At 70.4% G+C, this 22382-nt stretch carries 17 protein-coding genes; 6 read left to right on the top strand and 11 right to left on the bottom strand.

Translation table 11 applies throughout. The features are described 5' to 3' along the window. Positions 1-9: 9 nt before the first annotated feature. Positions 10-2217, bottom strand: coding sequence for a beta-glucosidase (locus tag HHX30_RS27525; protein ID WP_169985039.1), 2208 nt, complete (start codon positions 2215-2217; stop codon positions 10-12). A 110-nt stretch (positions 2218-2327) separates the two neighbouring features. On the opposite strand from HHX30_RS27525, the gene HHX30_RS27520 reads away from it, so the two are divergent. Next, entirely contained in the window at positions 2328-2903 is a 576-nt protein-coding gene (locus HHX30_RS27520; protein WP_169985037.1) for a TetR/AcrR family transcriptional regulator, read from the top strand. Between the two features lie 25 nt (positions 2904-2928). On the opposite strand, the gene HHX30_RS43430 is transcribed toward HHX30_RS27520, so the two are convergent. Then, positions 2929-3543 (bottom strand): trimeric intracellular cation channel family protein, encoded by a 615-nt coding sequence (locus HHX30_RS43430; protein ID WP_169985035.1) that lies wholly within the window; start codon positions 3541-3543, stop codon positions 2929-2931. A 229-nt stretch (positions 3544-3772) separates the two neighbouring features. On the opposite strand from HHX30_RS43430, the gene HHX30_RS27510 reads away from it, so the two are divergent. Beyond that, a complete protein-coding gene (locus HHX30_RS27510) occupies positions 3773-4246 on the top strand; it encodes a PP2C family protein-serine/threonine phosphatase (protein ID WP_396705490.1) in 474 nt (157 codons plus the stop codon). A gap of 24 nt (positions 4247-4270) precedes the next feature. Here the strand turns inward: HHX30_RS27510 and gap are convergent, their stop codons facing one another. The 4 genes from gap to HHX30_RS27490 form a co-directional block, all read right to left on the bottom strand. Beyond that, positions 4271-5269, bottom strand: coding sequence for a type I glyceraldehyde-3-phosphate dehydrogenase (gap, locus tag HHX30_RS27505; protein WP_169985033.1), 999 nt, complete (start codon positions 5267-5269; stop codon positions 4271-4273). Between the two features lie 166 nt (positions 5270-5435). Continuing rightward, entirely contained in the window at positions 5436-6383 is a 948-nt protein-coding gene (locus HHX30_RS27500) for a GlxA family transcriptional regulator (RefSeq protein ID WP_169985031.1), read from the bottom strand. 180 nt (positions 6384-6563) lie between these two features. Continuing rightward, on the bottom strand, positions 6564-7190 hold the full coding sequence (locus HHX30_RS27495; RefSeq protein ID WP_169985029.1) for a hypothetical protein: 627 nt from the start codon (positions 7188-7190) through the stop codon (positions 6564-6566). A gap of 141 nt (positions 7191-7331) precedes the next feature. Next, positions 7332-10943 (bottom strand): glycosyl hydrolase family 95 catalytic domain-containing protein, encoded by a 3612-nt coding sequence (locus tag HHX30_RS27490; protein ID WP_169985027.1) that lies wholly within the window; start codon positions 10941-10943, stop codon positions 7332-7334. A 364-nt stretch (positions 10944-11307) separates the two neighbouring features. Here HHX30_RS27490 and HHX30_RS27485 point away from each other — a divergent pair, with 364 nt between their 5' ends. Then, a complete protein-coding gene (locus HHX30_RS27485; protein ID WP_169985025.1) occupies positions 11308-12027 on the top strand; it encodes a FadR/GntR family transcriptional regulator in 720 nt (239 codons plus the stop codon). Between the two features lie 49 nt (positions 12028-12076). Here HHX30_RS27485 and HHX30_RS41980 read toward each other — a convergent pair whose 3' ends face one another. Together HHX30_RS41980 and HHX30_RS27475 are read right to left on the bottom strand one after the other, a co-directional pair. Then, positions 12077-14059, bottom strand: coding sequence for an alpha-L-fucosidase (locus tag HHX30_RS41980; protein ID WP_169985023.1), 1983 nt, complete (start codon positions 14057-14059; stop codon positions 12077-12079). A 463-nt stretch (positions 14060-14522) separates the two neighbouring features. Beyond that, a complete protein-coding gene (locus HHX30_RS27475; RefSeq protein WP_169985021.1) occupies positions 14523-15236 on the bottom strand; it encodes a FadR/GntR family transcriptional regulator in 714 nt (237 codons plus the stop codon). 328 nt (positions 15237-15564) lie between these two features. Here HHX30_RS27475 and HHX30_RS27470 point away from each other — a divergent pair, with 328 nt between their 5' ends. Genes HHX30_RS27470 through HHX30_RS27460 form a run of 3 tightly spaced genes read left to right on the top strand, consistent with a single transcriptional unit; the run spans position 15565 to position 19256 of the window. Further along, complete coding sequence (locus HHX30_RS27470; RefSeq protein ID WP_169985019.1) at positions 15565-16641, top strand: sugar ABC transporter substrate-binding protein; 1077 nt, start codon at positions 15565-15567, stop codon at positions 16639-16641. Positions 16642-16654: 13 nt separating this feature from the next. Next, a complete protein-coding gene (locus tag HHX30_RS27465; protein WP_169985017.1) occupies positions 16655-18220 on the top strand; it encodes a sugar ABC transporter ATP-binding protein in 1566 nt (521 codons plus the stop codon). Continuing rightward, positions 18213-19256, top strand: coding sequence for an ABC transporter permease (locus HHX30_RS27460; protein WP_169985015.1), 1044 nt, complete (start codon positions 18213-18215; stop codon positions 19254-19256). Before HHX30_RS27465 ends, HHX30_RS27460 begins: the two co-directional genes overlap by 8 nt. A gap of 108 nt (positions 19257-19364) precedes the next feature. Here HHX30_RS27460 and larE read toward each other — a convergent pair whose 3' ends face one another. Genes larE through HHX30_RS27445 form a run of 3 tightly spaced genes read right to left on the bottom strand, consistent with a single transcriptional unit; the run spans position 19365 to position 22233 of the window. After that, a complete protein-coding gene (gene larE, locus HHX30_RS27455; protein WP_211592592.1) occupies positions 19365-20243 on the bottom strand; it encodes an ATP-dependent sacrificial sulfur transferase LarE in 879 nt (292 codons plus the stop codon). Next, positions 20236-20943: a FadR/GntR family transcriptional regulator gene (locus tag HHX30_RS27450; protein ID WP_169985013.1), complete on the bottom strand. Its 708-nt coding sequence runs from the start codon at positions 20941-20943 to the stop codon at positions 20236-20238. The genes larE and HHX30_RS27450 overlap by 8 nt, the downstream gene beginning before the upstream one ends. Beyond that, complete coding sequence (locus tag HHX30_RS27445) at positions 20944-22233, bottom strand: enolase C-terminal domain-like protein (protein WP_169985011.1); 1290 nt, start codon at positions 22231-22233, stop codon at positions 20944-20946. Between the last annotated feature and the right edge of the window lie 149 nt (positions 22234-22382).

Raw genomic sequence — 22382 nt, 5'->3', positions numbered from 1 at the left:
TTCCGGCTGTCAGGCGAGCGCGAGCTCGGCGGGTGCGGTGACAGCGCCGGGGTCGCCCGCGTAGGAAGCGGCTTCGATCACGGCCGTCGGGGAGGCGGGGACGAACCCGCCGGGAGTCCACCTCCGCAGGGGCCGGGTCGAGGCGGGCACGGTGACCCGGGCCGATTGCCCGGCCGGGAGCTCGACGGTCGCGAAGCCGAGCAGGACCCGGGTGGGGAAGTCGTCGGCCGCCGCGTCGATGCCGGTGGGCCGCCCGTAGAGCTGGACGACGTGGCGGCCCGCGCGTGAGCCGGTGTTGGTCACGGTCACGACGCCCGTGAAGGAGTCGCCGTCGGGTGCGCCGACCGTGAGGTCGGCGAGGGCGAAGCCGGTGTAGGACAGCCCGAACCCGAGCGGGAAGGCCGGCGCGTGGCCGTCCCGGTCCAGCAGCCGCTGGCCGAACCACTTGTCGTAGGTGATGGCGGTGGCGTCGCGGTCGAAGTACGGCAGGTGCTCCTCGGCGGCCGGGATCGAGTACGGCAGCCGCCCGGCCGCGTCGACCTCGCCGAGCAGCACGTCGGCCAGGGCCCGGCCGCCCTCGCAACCCGAGTACCAGGAGAAAAGCACGGCGGGTACGGCGTCGCGCCACTCCTCGGTGATGACGGCCCCGGCGGTGACGATCACCACGACGGTGCGCGGGTTGGCCGCCGCCACGGCCCGGATGATCTCGGCGTCGACGGGCCGGAGCCGCAGACTGGCACGGTCGCCGCCGGCGCTTCCGCCGCTCATGGAGTCCACCGCGCCGGGCTCGGCCAGGAAGGCCGCGAACGACTGCCCGGCGGGGTCGTCGCCGGGCGGCGGGAACAACGCCAGCAGGTCGGCATCGGCCAGCACGTCCCCTCCGATCCACTCGCCCTCGTCGGCCGCGGTGTAACCGGCGACGACGACGGCGACGTCGGCCTGTGCGGCCGCGGCGGCGGCCGCGGCCGGGTCGTCGTCGGCCACGTGGGTGATCCGGGTGTCCGGGAGCGCCTCGGTGAGCCCCCGCAGCGCGGTGATCACCTCCGGGGCGCGTACGTCGGAGGAGCCGTTGTCGCCGGTGTTGGCCACGTCGGCCAGACGCCCGACGACCGCCAGGGAGGCGAGGGCGTCCCGGCTCAGCGGCAGCAGGGGCGCGTCGCCGACCGGGTCGTTCTTGAGCAGCACCATGCCGCGGGCGGCGACCTCGCGCGCCAGCGCGCGGTGCTCTGAGCCGAACACCACGTCGAGCGGGGGCTCGGGCTCGCTGAGGGCGGCGTAGTGGCGCAGCTGGGTGGCGAGGATGCGGCGGGCCGCACGGTCGACGTCGTCCCAGCTCGCCCGGCCCGCCTCCAGGTCGGCGGGCAGATGCCCGGCGCGCTGCTGGCGGAAGGGCTCCTCCACGTCGAGCCCGGCGCGCAGCGAGGCGGCGGCGTCGCGCAGGCCCCAGATGAAGTCGGAGACGGTGACGCCCTCGAAGCCCCACATCCCGCGGAGCACGCCTTCCATCAGGTGCTCGTTCTGCCCGGCCCACTCTCCGTTGACGGAGTTGTAGGCGGTCATGACGCCCGACACGCCCTCTTCCACGATCCGCCGGAAGTGCGCCAGGTAGACCTCGTGCAGCGCCGCGTCGTCGGCGGTGACGTCGACCTTGAACCGGGCGTTCTCCATGCTGTTGAGCGCGTAGTGCTTGACGACGGCCATGGCGTTGCGCTGCACCCCGCGGGTCAGCGCCGCACCGAACTCGCCGAGCAGGACCGGGTCCTCGCCGTACGTCTCCTGGGCCCGGCCCCACGACGGGTGGCGGGGCAGGTTCACGCACACGCCGCCGAAGAAGTTGGCGCCCTGGGCGCGCAGTTCGAGCCCGATCGCGGTGCCGACGCGCTCCTCGAGCTCGACGTCCCAGGTGGCGCCGCGGGCCATGGAGACCGGGAAAGCGGTCGACTTCCCCATCACCACACCGCGCGGGCCGTCGGAGAACAGCAGGCCGGGGATGCCCAGCCGCTCGACGCGGCCCATCGGGTAAGGGGTGAGGTTGTACCCGTTGGTCATCATGTCGGCCATGCCCTGCCAGAACGGCAGGTCTCCGTCCAGCAGCCACAGGCGTTCTTCACCGGTCATCTGCGACAGCAGTTCGCCCGCCGCCTCGTCGAGGGGCCGCCCGGCGCGCACTGCGGCGACGGCGGCGGAGAATGCGGTCGGGGAGGAGGGCGTCGACATGCGCACACAACTCTCTGAACAGGCGCGACAGCGCTATCTACCAAACGGTAGATAAACTAGGCTGGTATCGTGATCGAATCAACCCCCCGTCTCCCAGGAGCCAGGACGGCATGACCCCCGCACCGGGACGGCGCCGGCTGCCGCTCGCCGAGCGCCGGGAGGAGATCCTCCAGGCGGCCACCGAGCTGATCGCCGCCTCCGGATTCAAGGGCGTCACCCTCGAGGCGTTCGCGGCGGCCTGCGGCATGACCAAGGCGGGGTTGCTGCATCACTTCCGCTCACGGGAGGACCTGCTCATCGCGGTCCTCGAACGCCGGGACACGCTCGACCTCGCGAGCGTCGTCGACACGTTCGAACCGGCGCCCGACCCGGCGACCGCCCGCGCCATCATGTCCGGATTCGTCCGGCGCAACCTCGCGCAACGCTCACTCGTGCAGCTGTACACCATGCTGTCGGCAGAGGCGCTGGACCCCGCGCATCCCGCGCACGCCTACTTCCGGACGCGGCTCATCGAGGGCCGCGCCATGCTCGAGCGCTACCTGCTGGCCTGGCATCCCCGGCCGGACCGGGCCGCGGTGGACCTGCTCGCCTTCCTCGACGGCCTGCAGCTCAACTGGCTGCGTGACGCCGACATCGACTTCCTCGCCCAGTGGGAGGCCTTCGCCGACCGGTTCTTCGCCTCCTGACCGCCGCACGAGGGCGCCCGGCCGGTCACTGCGCCTTGCTGACGCCCCTGGCCAGAGGCGCACGCCAGCGATACCGCATGGCGAGGATGCGGAACGTGAAGGCGAGCACGGCAGAGGACAGGGTGGCGACGAACCCCCGCACGTCCAGCGCGTGCAGCGCGACCATCGCCGTCGAGCCGAGCATCGCCGGTACGGCGTAAAGCTCCCGGTCGTAGAGCAGGGTCGGCCTCTCGCCGGACAGGACGTCTCTGATGACGCCGCCACCGACAGCCGTACAGACCCCGAGGAACACGGCGTGCATCGGCGCGATGCCGTAGTGGAGCGCCTTGGCGGTCCCGACGGCGCAGAACAGGCCGAGGCCCGCCGCGTCGAAGACGAGCACCGCGGGCATCGCCCGCTCGACCTGGGGATGCCAGAAGAAGGCGATGACGGTGGCCACGACCGGCACGAGGAGATATGCGGTGTCCCGCAGCGCGGCGGGCTGCACGCCGATGAACAGGTCACGCACGATGCCGCCGCCGACCGCGGTGAAGAACGCGAGCACCGCGATGCCGACCACGTCGAGCCGTTTGCGTACGCCCTGGAGCGCACCGGACAGGGCGAAGACGAAGATTCCGACAAGGTCGAGCACGGGGGTCACGGGCCCTCATTCTCCCACATACCGCGCAAATCGCCGTGCGATCAGGCCCGGCGGAGGTCTACGCGCCGGGGGCCGCACTCTCCGCCCGCCGGCCGCGGAAGTCCGGACGGCACGGGCAAGGGCAGCGGGGGCTGAACCGCGTGCTCGGGGTGACCGTGCCCGTGGTCGACGACCGAGCGGATCGCGGCCGAGCTGGGCAGCCTGGTCGCGCTGCTGGTGGTGAGCAAGCGTGCCTACAGCGACGCCTTCGCGCGGCTCGTGCGCACCGAGGAGATGCACCTGTCGGCCGAGATGCTGTGGACGCTGCTGCCGATTGGATTGGGTGAACCGGGGGCATCCCCCGCCGCTCCTCCTGAGACAGGGGCGGGTGGCCTCGGTGCTGGACAGCCCGCCGGACACCCCGATGGGTCTTCGCCTGGGCCCGGCCGCCGTGCTCGCGCGCCGTCAGCTCGAGCCCGGCGACCGGCTGCTCCTCTACACCGACGGCATCGTCGAGGCGCTGACTCCCGACGGGGAGAGGTTCGAGCTGGACCGCTTCGCCGACTTCGTCATCCGGTGGGAGGCCGACGGCGTCTCCGCACCGGAGATCCTGCGCCGCCTGATCCACTCGATCCTCTCCTACCAGCGCGGTCAGCTCCAGGACGACGTCACGGTGATGCTGGTCGAGTGGCGCACCGAGCGGCACCGCCGGCTCGTGCTGTGAGGCGGCACCACCCGCGGGCCGAGTTCAGCCGCGGGCGAGCAGCTCGAGCGTGTCGACGACGCGGTTCGCGAAGCCCCACTCGTTGTCGTACCAGGCCACCACCTTGACGTGCGCGCCCTCGACCCGGGTGAGGGCGGCGTCGAAGATCGACGACGCCGCCTGGCCGGTGATGTCGCTGGAGACCAGCGGCTCGTCGGCGTACTCGAGGATGCCCTTGAGCGGGCCGTCGGCGGCGGCGCGGTAGGCCGCGAGCACCTCGTCGCGGGTGACCCGGCGGGAGACCGTGGTGTTCAGCTCCACGAGCGAACCCACCGGGACCGGCACGCGGATCGCGTCGCCCGACAGCTTGCCGTCCAGGTTCGGCAGCACCAGGCCGATGGCCTTGGCGGCCCCGGTGGTGGTGGGTGCGATGTTCACGGCGGCGGCGCGGGCCCGGCGCAGGTCGCGGTGCGGGCCGTCCTGGAGGTTCTGCTCCTGCGTGTACGCGTGCACGGTGGTCATGAAGGCGTGCTCGATGCCGGCCAGGTCGTCCAGCACGGACGCGAGTGGCGCCAGCGCGTTCGTGGTGCACGAGGCGTTCGAGACGATCACGTGCTCGGCGGGGTCGTAGTCCTCCGTGTTCACGCCGTAGGCGAGCGTCACGTCGGCGCCGTCGGAGGGGGCGCTCACCAGCACCCGCCCGGCCCCGGCGTCGATGTGCGCGCGGACGGCCCGCGCCGCGGTGAAGCGGCCGGTGGCCTCCAGCACGATGTCGACGCCGAGCTCGGCCCACGGCAGCTTGGCGGGCTCGCGTTCGGCGAGCACTGCGATACGCCGGCCGTCGACCACGAGGCTGGTTCCGTCGACCTCGACGGAGCGGCCGAGGCGGCCGAGCGCGCTGTCGTACTTGAGCAGGTGCGCGAGGGTCTCGGGGGCGGCGAGGTCGTTGACGGCGACCACGTCGAGGTGACTGTCGCGTTCGAGCAGGGCGCGGAGGGTGTTGCGCCCGATACGGCCGAATCCGTTGACGGCGATGCGGGTCATGGAGGCTCCTTTCGTTCCGCGCTCCATGATCGGCGCGTGGTGGCCGGGCCGACAGTGGCCCGAACGACACCGTGCGCAAGGATCCCGCCAGAAGTTTCGCCACCGTCCGCAAGGATCTCGCCACCTCGTCCGAGGACCGGCGCGGCCGCTCGTCCGGCCGGGGAGGTCAGGCGGAGAAGGTGTGGCGGTAGTCCGTCGGGGAGGTGCCGAGAATCCGCTGGAAATGCAGGCGCAGGTTCGCCCCGGTGCCGAGCCCGACCCGGTCGGCGATCTGTTCCACGCCCAGATCGGTCCGTTCGAGCAGTTCGCGTGCCAGGTCCACGCGCGCCCGGAGCACCCACTGCATGGGCGTGTAACCGGTGTCCTCCACGAACCGCCGGGAGAAGGTGCGGGCCGACACCCTCGCGTGGCGGGCGAGGGTGTCGAGGGTCAGCCGTTCGGACAGGTGCGCCAGGGCCCACTCGCGCGTGCTCGCGAACAGGTCGCCGAGCGGTTCGGGCACGCTCCGGGGGACGTACTGCGCCTGGCCTCCGCTGCGGTAGGGCGCGGCCACCAGCCGTCTCGCCACGTGGTTGGACAGCCCGACACCGTGGTCGCGCCGCACCAGGTGCAGGCACAGGTCGATGCCGGACGCGGCGCCCGCCGACGTGAGCACGTTCCCCTCGTCCACGAACAGCACGTTCTCGTCCACGCGCACGAGCGGATGCTTGTCGGCGAGGGCCTTCGTGTAGTGCCAGTGGGTCGTCGCCCGCTTGCCGTCGAGCAGGCCCGTCGCCGCCAGCGCGAACGCTCCCGTCGAGATGGCCGCGAGCCTGGTCCCGCGCTCGTGGGCGGCCATCAGGGCGCCGACCACCGCCGCCGGCGGTTCCGTGGTCGCCGGCTCCCGATAGCCGGGGATGAAGACGGTGTCGGCCTGCTCGAAGGCGTCCAGGCCCTCGGCCACGTGATAGGAGAGGCCGTCGCCGCCGGTCACCAGCCCGGGTGTGGCGCCGCACACCCGAACCTCGTACGGCATGCTCGGCCGGTTGGAGAACACCTGCGCCGGGATGCCGACGTCGAGCGGCTTCGCGCCCTCCAGCACGAGCACGGCGACGCGGTGCTTCCTCGGGCTCATCGGCCTCCTTCGCCTGCTCCCGCGATCGACCGGGGATCCCCCCCCGCGCCGTGACCGCGACGACCTCTGCCGCAAGCATCCTGCCACCGGCCCCCAGTAGCCCCCCAGTGCCACCAGGGGCCGCCGGCGCGCCGGCCGGACCGCACCCGGAACAGCAGCGGTGGCGCGCCGCCTGCGGGTTCAGGACTGGTTGAACAGCGAAAGGGTCAGGGTGGAGTGGTATTCGCCGGCGGCGACGTCGACGGAGGTGCGCAGGGCGAGGTCGGCGTTGACCTGCGAGGTGCCGATCTCGTCGGCGGAGTTGGCGGTCGAGACCAGCAGTTCCTGGCCCTCCAGACCCACGTTGGGGGCTCCGGTGCCGTCGGAGACGACACTGGAGACCGGCTCACCGGCTGAGACCGCGCCGGTGGAGGAGTCGCTCAGCAGGCGCGGCTTCCAGCCGAGGTATTCGGGGCCGATGGTCTTGGCCGGGTCGTCGGATGCGACGAACTGGCTCGCCTGGCCCACGACCGCCCAGTATTCGCCCTGGGGGATCTCCTCGGGGGTGCGGGTGTCGGTCACCGTGACCGTGGGCAGGGTGCCGGTGAACTGGCGGGCGGCGGCGTCGGAGCCGTTCTCCTGCAGGGACACCCCGTTGTTGTCGGCCACGGTCATCGACAGCTGGCCGGGGGTGGTGGTGGGCTCGATGTTCACCGACACGTCGATGCCGCTGCCGGGGTCGTCGGCCAGCGCGGGAGTGGCCACGCCGGCACCGGCGAGGGCGAAGCCGAGCACCGACGCGGCGAGCGCGGTCCTGTTGATTTTCATGTGATCGCTCCATAGATGGGGGGCGGGGCCGGCGGGCTGTTCGGCCGGCCGGCCCTGGCGTGCGATGGCGGCGTCCCAGCCGGTGGACGGTGGTCACCGCCCGGTGCGGCCGGCGGCCGGCCGGGGACGCCCCAGGTGTGGTCAGCCGCAGCTGGCCGCGGTGTAGGCCGCGTCGTAGGTCGAGGTGACCTGCTTGCCGCCGATCGTCGCGGTCGCGGTCACGGTGACCTTGCCGGCGTCGATCTGGGGAGCTCGGGTGTTGAAGGACTGGTAGGCCTGCTTGCCCGGAGCCACGTCGGCCACCGTCTTGGTGCCGTACGGGGTGGTGAGGGTGATCGTGGCCGGCACGTCGGAGTCGTTGACGGCCGTGACCGCCAGGTAGGCCGAGGTGCCGATGCAGCGGGTGGTGGCGGTGACGGTCAGCTTGACCGCCGGCGGGGGCGTGACGGCATCGAGCGCGACCGCGAAGATGTGCATCGTCGCGACCCCGTTCGCCGCCCGCGCGCTGATATTGGGCAGGTCGACGCGGGAGATCTCCTTGTTCTGCAGTGCCACGCCCGAGTAGTAGATGGTCGCGGCGGTGTTCTGCCGCTGGTTGTTCGGCCGGTTCTGGTACGGGGCCACGACGGCGGCGTCGCCCTCCGGCCGCGGCGCGCCGTACCAGTCGGGCGAGCTGAGGGTGAAGGTCTGCCTCGTGCCGTCCTTGTAGACGATGGTGGCCGGTCCGGACACCGCGCCGTAGGTGCCGGTCAGCAGGAAGCCGAGCGTCTTGCCGGTGCCGGTCACCTTGAGGGACTGTCCGGAGGCGATGGCGTTGTCGGGGGTGCCCACCGCGACGTTGGGCCACTTGAAGTTCAGCCCGTTCTTGGTGACGGTGGCCCCGGGGGTGACACCGACCGACGCCAGCGCCTGGGCGGAGATGCTGGCGTTGTTGCCGTCGAAGTTTCCGGGGGCGGTGTTGGTGTCGTCGGTGACGCCGACGTTGCTGAACAGCTCCTCAAGTGGCTTCTCCCCGCCGCCCCACACCTGCACCGGGGCCTTCGCGGACGCGGTCCAGTCCTCGCCCGCCTCGGTGCCGCTCACCACGCCGGTGAGGACCGCGGTACCGGCTGCGGCGCCGGCGGCGGGAGTGACGGTGAACTCCACCGTGGCCTTCGCGTCCGGCGCCAGGGGCCCCACGTTGGCCTGCGCGGGGGTGACGGTCCACCCCTCCGGCGCCTTGAGGGACACCGTCGCCGACGCCAGCGACGCCTCCACCGCCCGGACGGTGACCGTGGCCTTCGCCCCCTGACCCGGCGAGACCTCGACGGGCGCGGTCATCGTGACCTTCTGCAGCGCGTACGCCCGGTAGGTGTGCCGGGCCTGCGCCGTGATCTTGATGGCGCCGGACTCGGCCTTCTCCACCGTGACCGTGCCGCCGCCGGTGGTGTCGAGGATCTTGTAGCGGCCGGTGAAGATGCCGCCGCGTACCTTGACGACACCGTCGCGGTCAGGCGTGACGAGGTACTCGTCGGCCTGCCCGTCGCTCCACGCCGCGCCGATCGTGTGGCCGCCGCGGCCGCGCAGGCCCTGCACCTTCCCGTTCCGCCAGGCGTCCGGAAGCGCCGGCAGCACGTTCAGTTCGCCGGTGTGGCTCTGCAGCAGCATCTCGGTGATGCCGGACGTGGCGCCGAAGTTGCCGTCGATCTGGAACGGCGGGTGCAGGTCGAACATGTTCGGGGCGAGCCTGGCCGGCGTCACCAGGAGGCGGACCAGGTCGTGCGCCCGCTTGCCCTCCTCCATCCGCGCCCAGTAGTTGATCTTCCAGGCGAGGGACCAGCCCGTGCCCTCGTCGCCGCGCAGTTCGAGGGTCCGCCGCGCGGCCTCGAACAGCTCCGGGGTGCCGCGCTTGGTGATCTGGTTGCTGGGGTGCAGGCCGTACAGGTGCGAGACGTGCCGGTGGTTCCGCTCGGTCTCGACCCAGTCGTACAGCCACTCCTGGATGTTGCCGCGGGAGCCGATCTTCATCGGAGCCAGGCGCTCGCGGGCCGCCAGGACCTTCTCCCGGAAGCTCGCGTCCACGCCGAGAACCTCACTCGCCTCGGCGCAGCCGTCGAACAGGTCGCGCAGGATCTGGTTGTCCATGGTGGGACCGGCGGCGACGCTGGCGTTCGCGTGGTGGCTGAGCTCGGGCGAGTTCGACGGGTTCGTGACCAGGTATCCGAGCTTCGGCTCCTCCACGAGGGTGTCGAGGAAGAACTGGGCCGCGCCCTTCATCGCCGGGTAGTTCTTCCGGAGGAACTCCACGTCGCCGGTGAACAGGTAGTGGTCCCAGATCATGGTGGCCAGCCACGCGCCGCCGGTCTGCCACATGCCCCAGAACGCGCCGTCGACGACCGAGGTCGCCCGCCACGCGTCGGTGTTGTGGTGGGTGACCCAGCCGCCGGCGCCGTACTGGACCTCGGCCGTGCGGGCGCCGGTCACCGTGAGGTCCTGGATCATGCCGAACACCGGCTCGTAGCACTCCGACAGGTTCGTGGTGTCGGCGGGCCAGTAGTTCATCGGCAGGTTGGCGTTGATGGTGTACTTCGAGTCCCACGACGGGCTCAGGGAGTCGTTCCAGATGCCCTGCAGGTTGGCCGGCTGTGTCCCGGGGCGCGAGCAGCTGATCAGCAGGTAGCGGCCGAACTGGAACAGCAGCGCGGAGAACTGCGGGTCGTCGACGGCCCCGTGCTGGGCGATCCGGACGTCGGTCGGCTGGTCGGCCGCATCGGTGCGGTCCAGTTCGAGCGTCGTCCGCTTGAACAGGGCCTGGTAGTCGGCCACGTGCCGGTCGCGCAGCGCGTCGTAGGCCTTGCCCTGGGCGGCCTCGAGGTGCCGCCGCGCGATGCCCTGGTAGTCGCCGCTGACGTCCTTGTAGTTGACGTAGCTGGAGCCGATGGAGATCAGCAGCGTCACGCTGTCGGCGGCGGACACTTGGAGCGTTCCGCCGGAACTGGTGACCGTGCCGCCTTCGGCGACGGCCTTGGCCAGCGCGAGGAACTTGACCTGGCCGGTGATGCCCTCGAAGTTGCCCGAGACGCCGTCGAGCGCCACCGTCGTGCCGTCCGGGCTGGTGAGCGTCGTGCGCTGGGGGCTGTCGAACGTCGCGCTGAACGTGATCGAGCCGGGCTTGTCGGCGGTCAGGCGGATGACGATGACCTGGTCGGGCGCGCTGGCGAACACCTCGCGCTTGTACCGCACGCCGTTCAGGAGGTAGGTGACGGACGTGGTGGCGGTGGTGAGGTCCAGCTGGCGGTTGTACTCGGAGAACCCGCTGGTGCCGGGGAAGGTCAGCCTGATGTTGCCGACGGTCTGGTAGGCGAGCTGGCCCGCGGGCTTGCCCAGCATGTTCTGGTCGATCAGGGTCTGGGCCTGGCTCCACTGGTCCTCGAAGACCAGGCGCCGGATCTCCGCCAGTGCCGACGCGCCCTTGGGGTTGCTCTGGTCGTACGGCCCGCCGCCCCAGACCGTGTCCTCGTTGAGCTGCAGCCGCTCGGCGTCGACGTTGCCGAACACCATGGCGCCGAGGCGCCCGTTGCCGATGGGAAGGGCGCGGAGCCAGTCCGTGCCGGCGCCCCTGTCGTACCACAGCGCCATGTCGTTGGCGGCGCGTACCTCCGAGGGCGCCACCGATCCGGCCCGGGCGACCGCTGTCCACTGCATCGGCAGCATCAGAGCTCCGGCTCCGACCGTACCGATCTTCATTAATTGCCTGCGCGACAGGTCTGGCATCTCGCTTCTCCAAGCGCATCGCGGCCTTGCGGACAACCGGCACCTGCGCATGGACGACGAGCTCGCGAACGACGAGACGAGCGGGTTGCGAGGGGGCCGGCGGCTCAACGAGGCTCTAGTGGGGGGAGTGACCGCAAAGCTACAAAGATTTGATGTATGCGTCAACGGTCGGTATCAAACAGCCCGAAAATGCGCATCTGCGCTCGCTGGCGGCGGGAAACATCTAATCTTTGGGTTGAGGGCGCCGCCTGCCTCGGCGGCGTCCGCCGCTACCTGGGGCTGACGGCCGAGCGGAATACAATCGGAGCCTCGGGAAGGCGCTCCCCGCATGAGGCTCCGGCCGGGACCGAGGACACCCACTGCCATGTCACGCACAGACAACGTAGTAGACAGCATCAAGCGGATGATCCTCGACGGGGTCCTGCGGCCCGGTGACCGCCTGCCCGTCGAGAAGGACCTCGCCGAGTCGCTGGGCGTCTCGCGCGGTGCGTTGCGCGAAGGGGTCTCGGCCCTGTCGATCCTCGGGATCGTCAGCACCCGGCAGGGTGACGGGACCTATGTCACGAGTCTCGACGCGACGCAGTTGCTGGCGCCGATGGGGTTCGTCGTCGACCTGCACGGCCAGGGCGACCCGCGGCACGTGTACGCCGTCCGGCGCCTGCTCGAGTGCGAAGCGGCGCGGATCGCCGCCACCAGGATCACCGATGAAGCGCTCTGCCAGGCCAGGGACCTGCTCGACGAAGCGGCCCGCATGGTCGGTCAGGCCCCCCACGACCATGAGCGTCTCATCGAGATCGACATCGCCTTCCACCGCATCATCGCCGCCCACTCCGACAATCCGGTCATGGTCGGCCTGATCGAGGCGTTCGCCAGGCGCACCGTCCACGGCCGGCTGTGGCGCAGCCTGCACGAGAAGGACGCCGACCGGCGCACCCACGACGAGCACGTGGCCATCTGGACGGCGCTGGTGGCACGCGATCCCGAACGGGCGCGCATCCGGATGGCCAACCATCTCATCGGAGTCGAGGAGTCCCTGAACCGCCTGCCCGACGACGGCGACCCGCGCCGGGCAGGGGACCGCTGAGACGCCGAACGCCCTGCGCGCGAGCGGAGGGCGCGTGCGGCGGCATGGTTCAGACCGCGGTGACGGTCCACTGGAGGTTGGTGCTGGAGCCGGGCGCCCACAGCTTCACGCTGGAGCCGACGGTGGTGATGCCGCCGCTGTCCAGGCAGGTGTTCGTGCCGCGGTTGACGATCTGGTAGCGGCCGTTGCCCATGTCGGTGAGCTTCCACTGCTGGTTGTTGCCGCCGTTCCAGGACGCCTGCTTGCACAGGGCGCCGCTGGTGGTGTCGCCCCAGCTGTCGGCGACCATGCCGTTGGTGCGGTTGACGATGCGGTACCAGCCGCCGCCCAGGTCGACCAGCTGCCACTGCAGGTTGGTGCTGCCGTCCCAGTTCCACTGCTTGAGGTTCGAGCCGGAGGCGACGTTGCCGCCGCTGTCCAGGACGAGTCCGGTGGCGACGTTGGTGATCCGCACGTAGCCGGTGGGGGTGGAGCCGCCGCCGAGGGTGGGGACCTGGCCGTTGAAGGTCAGTTTGACCACGTACGCGGGCGCGCTGAACGGGGGAGTGGAGGAGGGCATGGTGATGTGCAGGGCGGAGCCGTCCTGGGTGCGGCCCGGCAGGGTGGTGTATTGGCCGGCGGAGGAGCCGAGCAGCTGTACTGAGGCGAGGTTGCTGAGGTTGATGCGGTTGGCGCCCAGGGTGGTGATGTTGAGTGTGGCGCCGGGCCAGCCCAGGACGGTGGCGTACAGGACGGTGTTGTCCTTGCTGCGGGTGAAGCGGATGTCGGTGTTGGTTCCCGCTCGCGGTGTGGTGAAGGAGCCGCCGCCCATCTGGGTGGGGCCCTCGCCGTAGACGGCCCAGGCGCGGGTCGAGTAGATGGACTCGCCGAAGCGCTTGAGGTAGTCGCCGATGCCCAGCAGGATCGAGCGCTGGCCGGAGGGGATGGTGCCGTCGGCCATGGGGGCGATGTTGAGCAGCATGTTGCCGTTCTTGCTGACCCGGTCGATGAGGGAGTGCAGCATGGCGTTGAGGGAGTAGTAGCCGATGCCGTTGGTGTAGCACCAGCTGGAGCTGGAGATGCTGTCGTCGGTCAGCCAGTAGGGGGTCTGGATGGCGGCGGGTCCGCCGCGTTCGTAGTCGAAGACCTCACCCCTGGTGTTGAACCCGTCCTTGTACGTCGCGACGACGTCCTTGTTCCAGGCGACCGCCTGGTTGTAGTAGTACGCCAGGAAGGCCAGCCGCCGCGACTCGTCGAGACGGCTGAGGTTGAAGTCCTGCCAGATGATGTCGGGCTGGTAGCCGTCGATGACCTCTTTGAGCTTGTCGTACCACAGCTGCTGTTCGTCGGCGAAGCTGAGCTGGCCGTACAGCTTCTTCAGCGAGGTGGACGACTGTGCGGGGGCCCACTGGTAGAAGCCGGTGAAGTTGTAGGCGTGGTGCATGGCCACCAGCAGTCTCATGCCCTTGGCCCGGATGGCGTCGGCGTGCAGGCGCAGCAGGTCGAGTTTGGGGCCGGTGGCGACGGAGTTCCATTCGTTGACGCGGCTGTTCCACATGGAGTAGCCGTCGTGGTGTTCGGCCACCGGGCCGGCGAATCTGGCGCCGGCGTCGGCGAACAGCTGCGCCCACTCGTTGGGGTCGAAGTTGCCTCCGGCCGACTTGAGTTTCGGTGCGAACTGCACCCAGTTGCCGGCTTTGTCGCGGGCGCCGTTGATGAAGTTGTGGTACGGCCATGCCGACGGGTCGCCGTAGACGCTCTTGTGGTGGTTGTTCTCGTTCGACCCGTTGTTGTACATGTTGCGCGGGTACCACTCGTTCGCGAACGCCGGGACGCTGAAGACGCCCCAGTGGAAGTAGATGCCGAACTTGGCGTCCTGGAACCACTCCGCGGCCGGGGGGTGCTGGTCGACCGACGACCAGCTCGGGCTGTAGCTCTGCGGACCGGCGGTGGCCCACGCCGGACCCACCTTGAGCATGCCGGCGGCCGCGCCGAGGCCCGCCGCGACGAGCAGCTGACGACGGCTGAACTGGAACGACGAAGACGGGGACATGTGGGGCACCTCTCTGGAGCGCGGGGAGCTCTGCTGGGGCGTTCCCGACCGGCCGGCAGACCTCGCCGGCCGTGCGTGGGATGGACGTCCTGCAGGCCGAGGACGTGCATTTCGCGGATGTGTCGCATGGTGCGACGACCTTCACCATGTGGACATGGGATGTTTGTAAGTCAACGGTGGCGATCTGTCCAGGCTTCTCGCCGGACGGCGGACGCCGACGCGTGTCCGGCGTGATCGCGAATGCCAAGAGTCCCCGAGGTCGGCGAAGATCCGGGCCTGGGCTGGGAGCTCCGCGGACTCCGTGCGTGCCGCCGGTGTTTTGGCATGCCGGATGGCCTGGCGTCGATCCCGTTGCTGCCCCGGGCGCCCAGACAACCCATGTCTGTGCCGTCTTGAAGCCGTCTGCCGTCTCGTAAGTGGGATGTCTGTAAGTTTCACGCCCCTGCGACGACCGGCGGTGCGCTCAACGCGGTGGTTGCGCGGTGGTGTCGGTGAGGGAGCGGCCGAGGTTCTCGCGCAGCCAGGTCTCGGTGGTGCTGACGTGCATGAGGGCGGCGGCTTGGGCGAGTGGGGCGTCGTGGTGGGCGAGGGCGCGGTAGATGGCGGCGTGTTCGGCGATGGTGCGGCCGGCGGCGTTCTCCTCGGCGAGGCCACGCCAGACGCGGGAGCGGAGGGTGCGGCCGGCGATGCCGCCGAGCAGGGCGGACAGGGACTTGTTGCCGGTGGCCTCGAACACGGCGCGGTGGAAGGCGTCGTCGTGGTGGTTGAGCGCTTCTACGTCGTTCTGGGCTTCGATCATGGCGTTGAGGTGGCGTTCGACTTCGGCGAGCTGGCCGGGGGTGATGCGGGTGGCGGCCAGTCCGGTGGCGACGGGTTCGAAGAGGCGGCGTACTTCGGTGATTTCCAGGAGATCGTCGCCGCGCATCATCTCGACGGCGAGGCCGACGCCTTCGAGGAGTAGTTCGGGGGTGAGGCTGGTGACGTAGGTGCCGTCGCCTCTGCGTACTTCGAGGACGCGGGTGGTGACGAGAGAGCGTACGGCTTCTCTGAGGAGGTTGCGGGACAGGCCCAGTTCGGCGGCGAGTTCCTGTTCCGGAGGCAGCCGGGCGCCCGGGGGGAGGGTCCCGTCCTTGATGCGCTGCCTGATGCGTTCGATCGCCTGCTCGGTCAACGACATAGGAGGATTCTGATACCTCCAGGCGGAGAACCCGCACACGCCCCGCTGTCCGGAGGGCTGGCCATGCGATGTATCTGCCTTCCTCCCGACCGTGGGAGCACGCGATACGTCGGACCCTTCGTGTACGAGTGCGAGGGATTTTCGTGATTCTTCCCTAGGGTCTGGACACTGACCGGGGTTTGGTCATAGAAAGACATCCCATGTCCTGTCGATGATGAGCTCGCTCCAGGCGAACCTCGCCGGAGTCCGCGCGGCATGCTCGGGCCCTGTCCGAGCGCGGCGCGGTCAGCGACGGCATGGCACCCGTGGTGCTTCAGAAGGAGAAACGATGGTACGCAGACGGTTCGCGCTCGCCGCGGCCTTGACTTTATCGGGGTGCCTCGCCGTGGCCTGCGGCGGGAACAGCGAGAACGGCGGCTCCGGCGGCGGTGGCGACACCGCGGCGAAGCCGGTCATCGGCGTGGACTACCCGCGTTCGGACACAGACTTCTGGAACTCCTACATCAGCTACGTGCCGAAGTCCGCCGGCGAGCTGGGAGCGGACACCAAGACCACCAACTCCCAGAACGACATCGCGAAGCTCACCTCCAACGTGCAGACCCTGGTCGGGCAGGGCGTGAAGGCCGTGGTCATGGCGCCGCAGGACACCGCCGCCGTGGCCCCCACACTGCAGCAGCTCGAGAGCAAGAAGATCCCCGCCGTGCTGGTGGACACGCGGCCCGACACGGGGAACGCCTTCATGGTCGTCCGCGCCGACAACCGCGCGTACGGGGAGAAGGCCTGCCGCTTCCTGGGCGAGAAGCTTCAGGGCAAGGGCAAGGTGGTCATGCTGGAGGGCGACCTGGCCTCGATCAACGGCCGGGACCGCACCGAGGCGTTCAACGACTGCATGAAGCAGAACTATCCCGGCATCAAGGTGTTCGGTGAGGCGACGAACTGGGACGGCGCCGTGGCCTCGCAGAAGCTCTCCACGGTCCTGACCGCGAACCCGGACGTCAAGGGCGTCTACATGCAGTCGAGCTTCGCCCTCGCGGGCACGCTGCAGGTGCTCAAGCAGCGTGACCTGCTGGTGCCGCCGGACGACCCCAAGCACGTCTTCGTGGTCTCCAACGACGGCATCCCGCAGGAGCTGAAGGACATCGCGGCCGGCAACATCGACGCGACCGTCTCCCAGCCCGCGGACCTGTACGCCAAGTGGGCGCTGTCGTACGCGAAGGCCGCGGTCGAGGGCAAGACCTTCCAGCCGGGCAAGACCGACCATGACAGCACCATCATCCAGGTGCGGCCCGGCCTGCTGGAAGACCAGCTGTCCGCGCCGCTCGTCACCGCCGACGGCGGCACGTACGGAGACATCCCCAGCGTGAAGTACGACGACAAGTCGCTGTGGGGCAACAACCTGAGCTGAGAGGGCGTGACCCATGGATGAGTTCGCGGGAGGGCCCGCGAGCCCTCCACCCGCTCACGACGACGGGCGGACCCGCACGGGCTCGCCCGTCGCCGAGGCGGAGCGCATCACCAAGAGATACGGCGAGACGGTGGCGCTCGACCGGGCGCACATCACGATCAACCCGGGGGAGACGCACGCCCTCGTCGGCCGCAACGGCGCGGGCAAGTCGACCCTGGTCTCCATCCTGACGGGACTGCAGGCGCCCGACGACGGCGAGGTCCGCTTCGCCGGGGCCCCCGCTCCGCGGCCCGCGGACCGCGACGCCTGGCGGGAGCGGGTCGCCTGCGTCTACCAGAAGTCCACGATCATCCCTGAGCTGACCGTGGCGGAGAACCTCTACCTGAACCGGCACGACCGGAACCGGTTCGGGCTGGTGGGCTGGAAGGGCTTGTGGCGGAAGGCGGCCGAGCTGCTGGAGGCCTGGTCGGTGGACGTCGACGTCCGCCGGCCGGCCGGGGAGCTCGGAGTGGAGCAGCGGCAGTTCGTGGAGATCGCCCGGGCGCTGTCGTTCGGCGCGAGGTTCATCATCCTCGACGAGCCCACCGCCCAGCTCGACGGCGCGGCGATCGCCCGTCTGTTCGACCGGATGCGGGCGATGCGCGAGCAGGGAATCACTTTCCTGTTCATCAGCCACCACCTGCAGGAGATCTACGAGATCTGCGACACGGTCACCGTCTACCGGGACGCCCGGCACATCCTCACCGCGCCGGTGACGGACCTGCCGCAGGGCGAGTTGGTGGCGGCGATGACCGGTGAGGCGGCGGGCCTGCGGGAGCACGCCGTCCGCCCGCCGGTCGCGGCGGAGACCCCGGTGGTCCTCGACGTACGGGGCCTGTCGGACGGCGACGTCTACCAGAACGTCGACATCCAGGTCCGGGCCGGGGAGATCGTGGGGCTGGCGGGCCTGGGCGGCAGCGGGAAGACCGAGCTCGCCGAGACCTTCGTCGGGCTGCGCGCCCCCCAGGAGGGAACCCTGGAGGTCGCCGGGAGCCGCCCCCGCCCCGGAAGCGTGCCGGAGTCGCTGGCCGCCGGTGTGGGCTTCGTGCCCCGGGACCGCCACCACCAGGGGCTCGTCCCCCTGATGTCGATCGCGGACAACGCCACGATGACCGTGCCCGAGCGGCTCGGTCAGGCGGGCTTCGTCAGCGGCCGCCGCAAGGACGCGCTGGCCCGCGAAATGATCGAAAACCTAGCGATCAAGACACCCGGCCCGGAACTCCCCGTCTCCGGGCTGTCCGGCGGCAACCAGCAGAAGGTCGTCATGGCCCGGGCCCTGGCGAACGATCCCCGGCTGCTCGTGCTGATCACGCCGACCGCCGGGGTCGACGTCCGGTCGAAGGAGTTCCTGCTCGGCAAGGTCGAGGAGATCGCCGACAGCGGGACCGGCGTCGTGATCGCCTCCGATGAATTAGACGACCTGCGCCTGTGCAACCGGGTGCTGGTGATGTTCCACGGCCGCGTTGTCGCGGAACTGGCCGCCGGCTGGCACGACCACGAGATGGTGGCCGCCATGGAAGGAGTCGACCTCGATGCCTGAGACCACCGCCGAACACGCCGCGACGGGGCACCCGCCGAGCCCGCCCCCGGAGGAGGCGGGACGGCGCCGCCCGGCGATCCCCCTGGCGCGGCTGCGGGACTTCGCGCTGGTCCCCGCGGTCATCGTGATCGCGATCGTCGGGCAGATCGTCAACCCGATCTTCCTGCAGAGCGACAACCTGATCAACATCCTGCAGACGATGTCGGAGATCTCGCTCCTCGTCCTGGCGCAGACGCTCGTGCTGATCGCGGGCAGGATGGACCTCTCGCTGGAGTCGACCTTCGGGCTGGCGCCCGGCGTCGCCGCCTGGCTGACGGTCGCCAGCGGAACGGGGGCCGGGCTCGGGCTGTTGCCGGGCGCCTGGGGGATTCCCATCACCCTCGCGGTGGGGGTGCTGGTCGGAGTGGTGAACTCGCTGTTCATCGTCCGCTTCGGGCTCAACGGCTTCATCGTCACGCTGGGCATGCTCATCGTGCTGCGCGGTCTCCTCACCGGCATCTCCGGCGGGCAGACCTTCTTCAACCTCCCCGACTCGATGACCTACTTCGGCTCCACGATGTGGCTCGGCGTGCCGGCGTCGATCTGGATCTGCCTGCTGCTGTTCGCAGCCGGCATCGTGGTGATGGGCTTCACCCGGTTCGGCCGGGCGCTCTACGCGATCGGCGGCAACGTCGACGCCGCCAAGGCGGCCGGTATCCGCACCGACCGGGTCCTGTGGATCACGCTGATCTCCGCCAGCCTGCTGGCCGCGATCGGCGGCCTCCTGCTGACGGGCCGGCTCGCCTCCGTCGCCGCAGCCCAGGGCGACGGGGCGATCTTCACGGTGTTCGCCGCCGCCGTCATCGGCGGCGTCAGCCTCAACGGAGGCAAGGGCACCGTGTTCGGCGCGTTCACCGGCATCCTGCTGCTCTACATGATCCAGAACGTTCTCACTCTCGCGGGCGTCCCCGCGCAGTGGATCCAGGCGCTCAACGGGGCGATCATCCTCACCGCGCTCGCGATCTCCCGCCTCACCGGCGGCAAGTCGCAGGACTGACGGATTCCGGCAGCCCGGGCGCGTACGAGAGCGCCCGGGCCGCCGGCGTCCGTGCAGGGCTCGGCGGCCGACCGCTCACGAGGCGGTTGTGAGGGCAGCGGCGGCAGGTCAGGAGGGGAGCAGCGGCAGCAGCGCGTTGAGGCGCCCGGACGCGAAACCGGACAGGTCCAGCGAGCAGAAGGTGAAGCCGGCGCCGCGGACCGCGGCGTCGACGCGCTCGCGCAGCTCACACGCGCGGGGGATCTCGGCCTGCGGCACCTCGATCCGGGCGAGTGTGCCGCCGGCGTGGGCGCGCACCCGGCACACCGGGAAGCCGAGGTCGCGCAGCGCGGCCTCGGCGGTCTCGATCCTGCGCAGGACCTGCGGGGTGACCGGGTCCCCGTAGCTGACCCGCGAGGCCAGGCAGGGCGCGGCGGGTTTGTCCGCGGTGACCAGGCCGAGTTCCCGGCTGACCGCGCGGACGTCGGCCTTGGTGAACCCGGCGTCCACCAGCGGTGCGACGGCCCCGCGCTCGGCCGCGGCCCGCTGGCCGGGGCGGTGGTCGCCGAGGTCGTCGAGGTTGGTGCCGAGCGCGATCCTGGCGTCCATGGCGGCCGCCAGCGGCGCGAGCGCGTCGAACAGCGCGGACTTGCAGTGGTAGCAGCGGTCGCGGCCGTTGGCGGCGTACTCGGGCCGGTCGGCCTCGTCGGTGCGGACCTCCAGGTGCGCCAGTGCGTGGCGGCGCGCGAAGTCACGGGCCGCGGCCCGTTCGGAGGCGGCGAGGCTGGGGGAGACCGCGGTGACGGCGAGCGCCCGGGTTCCGAGTGCCCTCGCGGCGGCGAAGGCGAGCAACGCGGAGTCCGCGCCGCCGGAGTAGGCGACGACGAGCGCACTCTCCTCGCGCAGCCGGGACGTCAGCCGCGCCATCAGTTGCGCCGTCAGTTGGTCCGGGGCGCCGTCCGGGGCGTTCGCCGTCGTCCGGTCCGCGGGAGCAGCGCGGTCACTCATCGGCGCCTCCATACGTACGTGAACCGGTGACGCTCTCCTCGACCCCGAGGACGTGCAGGGCGGCGTGGAGCCGGGCCCGCTCGGCGTCCCGTGCCAGCAGGGCCCGATGTACGGCGCGGTGCTCCCGCAGGGTGCGCTGGACCGCCTCGGGGTCGCTCATGCCGCGCCAGACGCGGGCGCGTACGGTCCGGCCGGACATGTTGTGGATCACGGCGGCGAGCACGGCGTTGCCGCAGTGGGAGGTGATGAGGGCGTGGAAGTCCTGGTCGAGGGCGACGAGTTTCTCGTGGTCGATCACGGTTTCCGCGGCGACCTGCTCGGCGTCGTCGAGCAGCTCACCCAGGCGGGCGAGGTCGGCGTCGGGGATGCGCGTGGCGGCGAGGGCCGTGGCCTCCGCCTCCAGGATTCTGCGGACGTGCAGGAACTGCCCGGCCCCAGCGTCCAGATGGATGTCGGCGACGAAACTCATCCCGTCGAGCAGAAGGTCCGGAGACAGGCTGGTGACGTAGGTGCCGTCGCCCTGGCGCGTCTGCAGGACCCGCATGGCGATCAGCGCGCGTACGGCCTCGCGCAGGGTGTTGCGGGCGACGCCGAGTTGTTCGGCGAGGTCCTTCTCGGCGGGAAGCTTCTGCCCGGGGCGCAGCTTCCCGTCGATGATCATCTGTTTGACCGTGTCGATCGCCGTCTCGATGGCGCCCACTCAGCCTCCCCAATGGTGGCCATCAGGGTAGCGGTAGCCGGCGATCGACTCGGGATGCATGCGGCCGCTGTAGCCGGGGGCCTCGGGCAGCCGGTAGTGGCCGTGCTCGATGCGGACGGGATCGGTGAAGTGCTCGTGCAGGTGGTCGACGTACTCGAGGACCCGGCCCTCCAGGCTGCCGCTCACGCAGACGTAGTCGACGACGGACATGTGCTGGACCAGCTCGCACAGGCCCACGCCGCCCGCGTGCGGGCAGACCGGCACGCCGAACTTGGCCGCCATCAGCAACACGGGGACGATCTCGTTGACCGATGCCAGCCGGCAGGAGTCGATCTGGCAGAAGTCGATCGCGCCGGCCTGCAGGAGTTGCTTGAACATGACCCGGTTGTGGCAGTGTTCGCCGGTGGCGACGCCGACGGGGGCGACGGCCTTGCGGATGGCCGCGTGGCCGAGGACGTCGTCGGGGCTGGTCGGCTCCTCGATCCACAGCGGCTCGTAGGGCGCGAGCCGGTTGACCCACTCGATGGCCTGGGGCACGTCCCACACCTGGTTGGCGTCGATCATCAGCGTGCGCTCGCCGAGCTCCTCACGGGCGATCGACAGGCGGCGGACGTCGTCCTCGACGTTCGCGCCGACCTTGAGCTTGACGTGCGTCCAGCCGTCGGCGACGGCCTCACGGAGAAGCTGGCGCAGTTTGCCGTCGTCGTAGCCGAGCCAGCCCGGGGTGGTGTTGTAGGCGGGGTAGCCGCGCGCGGCGAGTTCGGCGATCCGTTCCCCGCGCGTCGGCGCGAGCCTGGCCAGCATCTCGACGGCCTCGGCGGGAGTCAGCACGTCGGACAGGTAGCGGAAGTCGCAGGCGGCCACCAGTTCCTCGGGCGACATGTCGGCAATGAGGCGCCACAGGGGTACGCCGGCCCGGCGTGCGGCAAGGTCCCAGGCGGCGTTCAGCACGGCCGCGGCGGCGAGGTGCACCACGCCCTTCTCCGGACCGAGCCAGCGCATCTGGCTGTCGGACATGATCTCCTGGTAAAGGCCGCCAAGGTCGCCCGCCAGCTCGTCCACGTCACGCCCGGCCAGCCGGGCCCCGATCTGCCGGGCCGCCGCCACGCACAGGTCGTTGCCGCGCCCGATGGTGAACGTCAGGCCGTGCCCGGCCAGGTCGCCGTCGGTCTCCAGCACCACGTATGCCGCCGAGTAGTCGCCGTCCGGGTTCATCGCGTCCGAGCCGTCGAGTGTCGCGGAGGTGGGGAACCTGATGTCGATCACGTCCACGGAAGTGATCACCGGCATGGGCGGACTCCAATTGGTCGGATGAATATGGATCGAACAGTAGGGTCACCGGGAGCGATGGTCAAGAGAATCGGCAAATGCCCCATAAGAGGCTTTACTTCAACCCGATGAATCTGACAGGCTCGGCACAACATACGCACCTGTGACAC

Origin of the sequence: Microbispora sp. H10836 (assembly GCF_012999525.1) — a bacterium.
Taxonomy (GTDB): domain Bacteria; phylum Actinomycetota; class Actinomycetes; order Streptosporangiales; family Streptosporangiaceae; genus Microbispora.
This window is presented reverse-complemented; position numbering and strand designations above follow the sequence as displayed.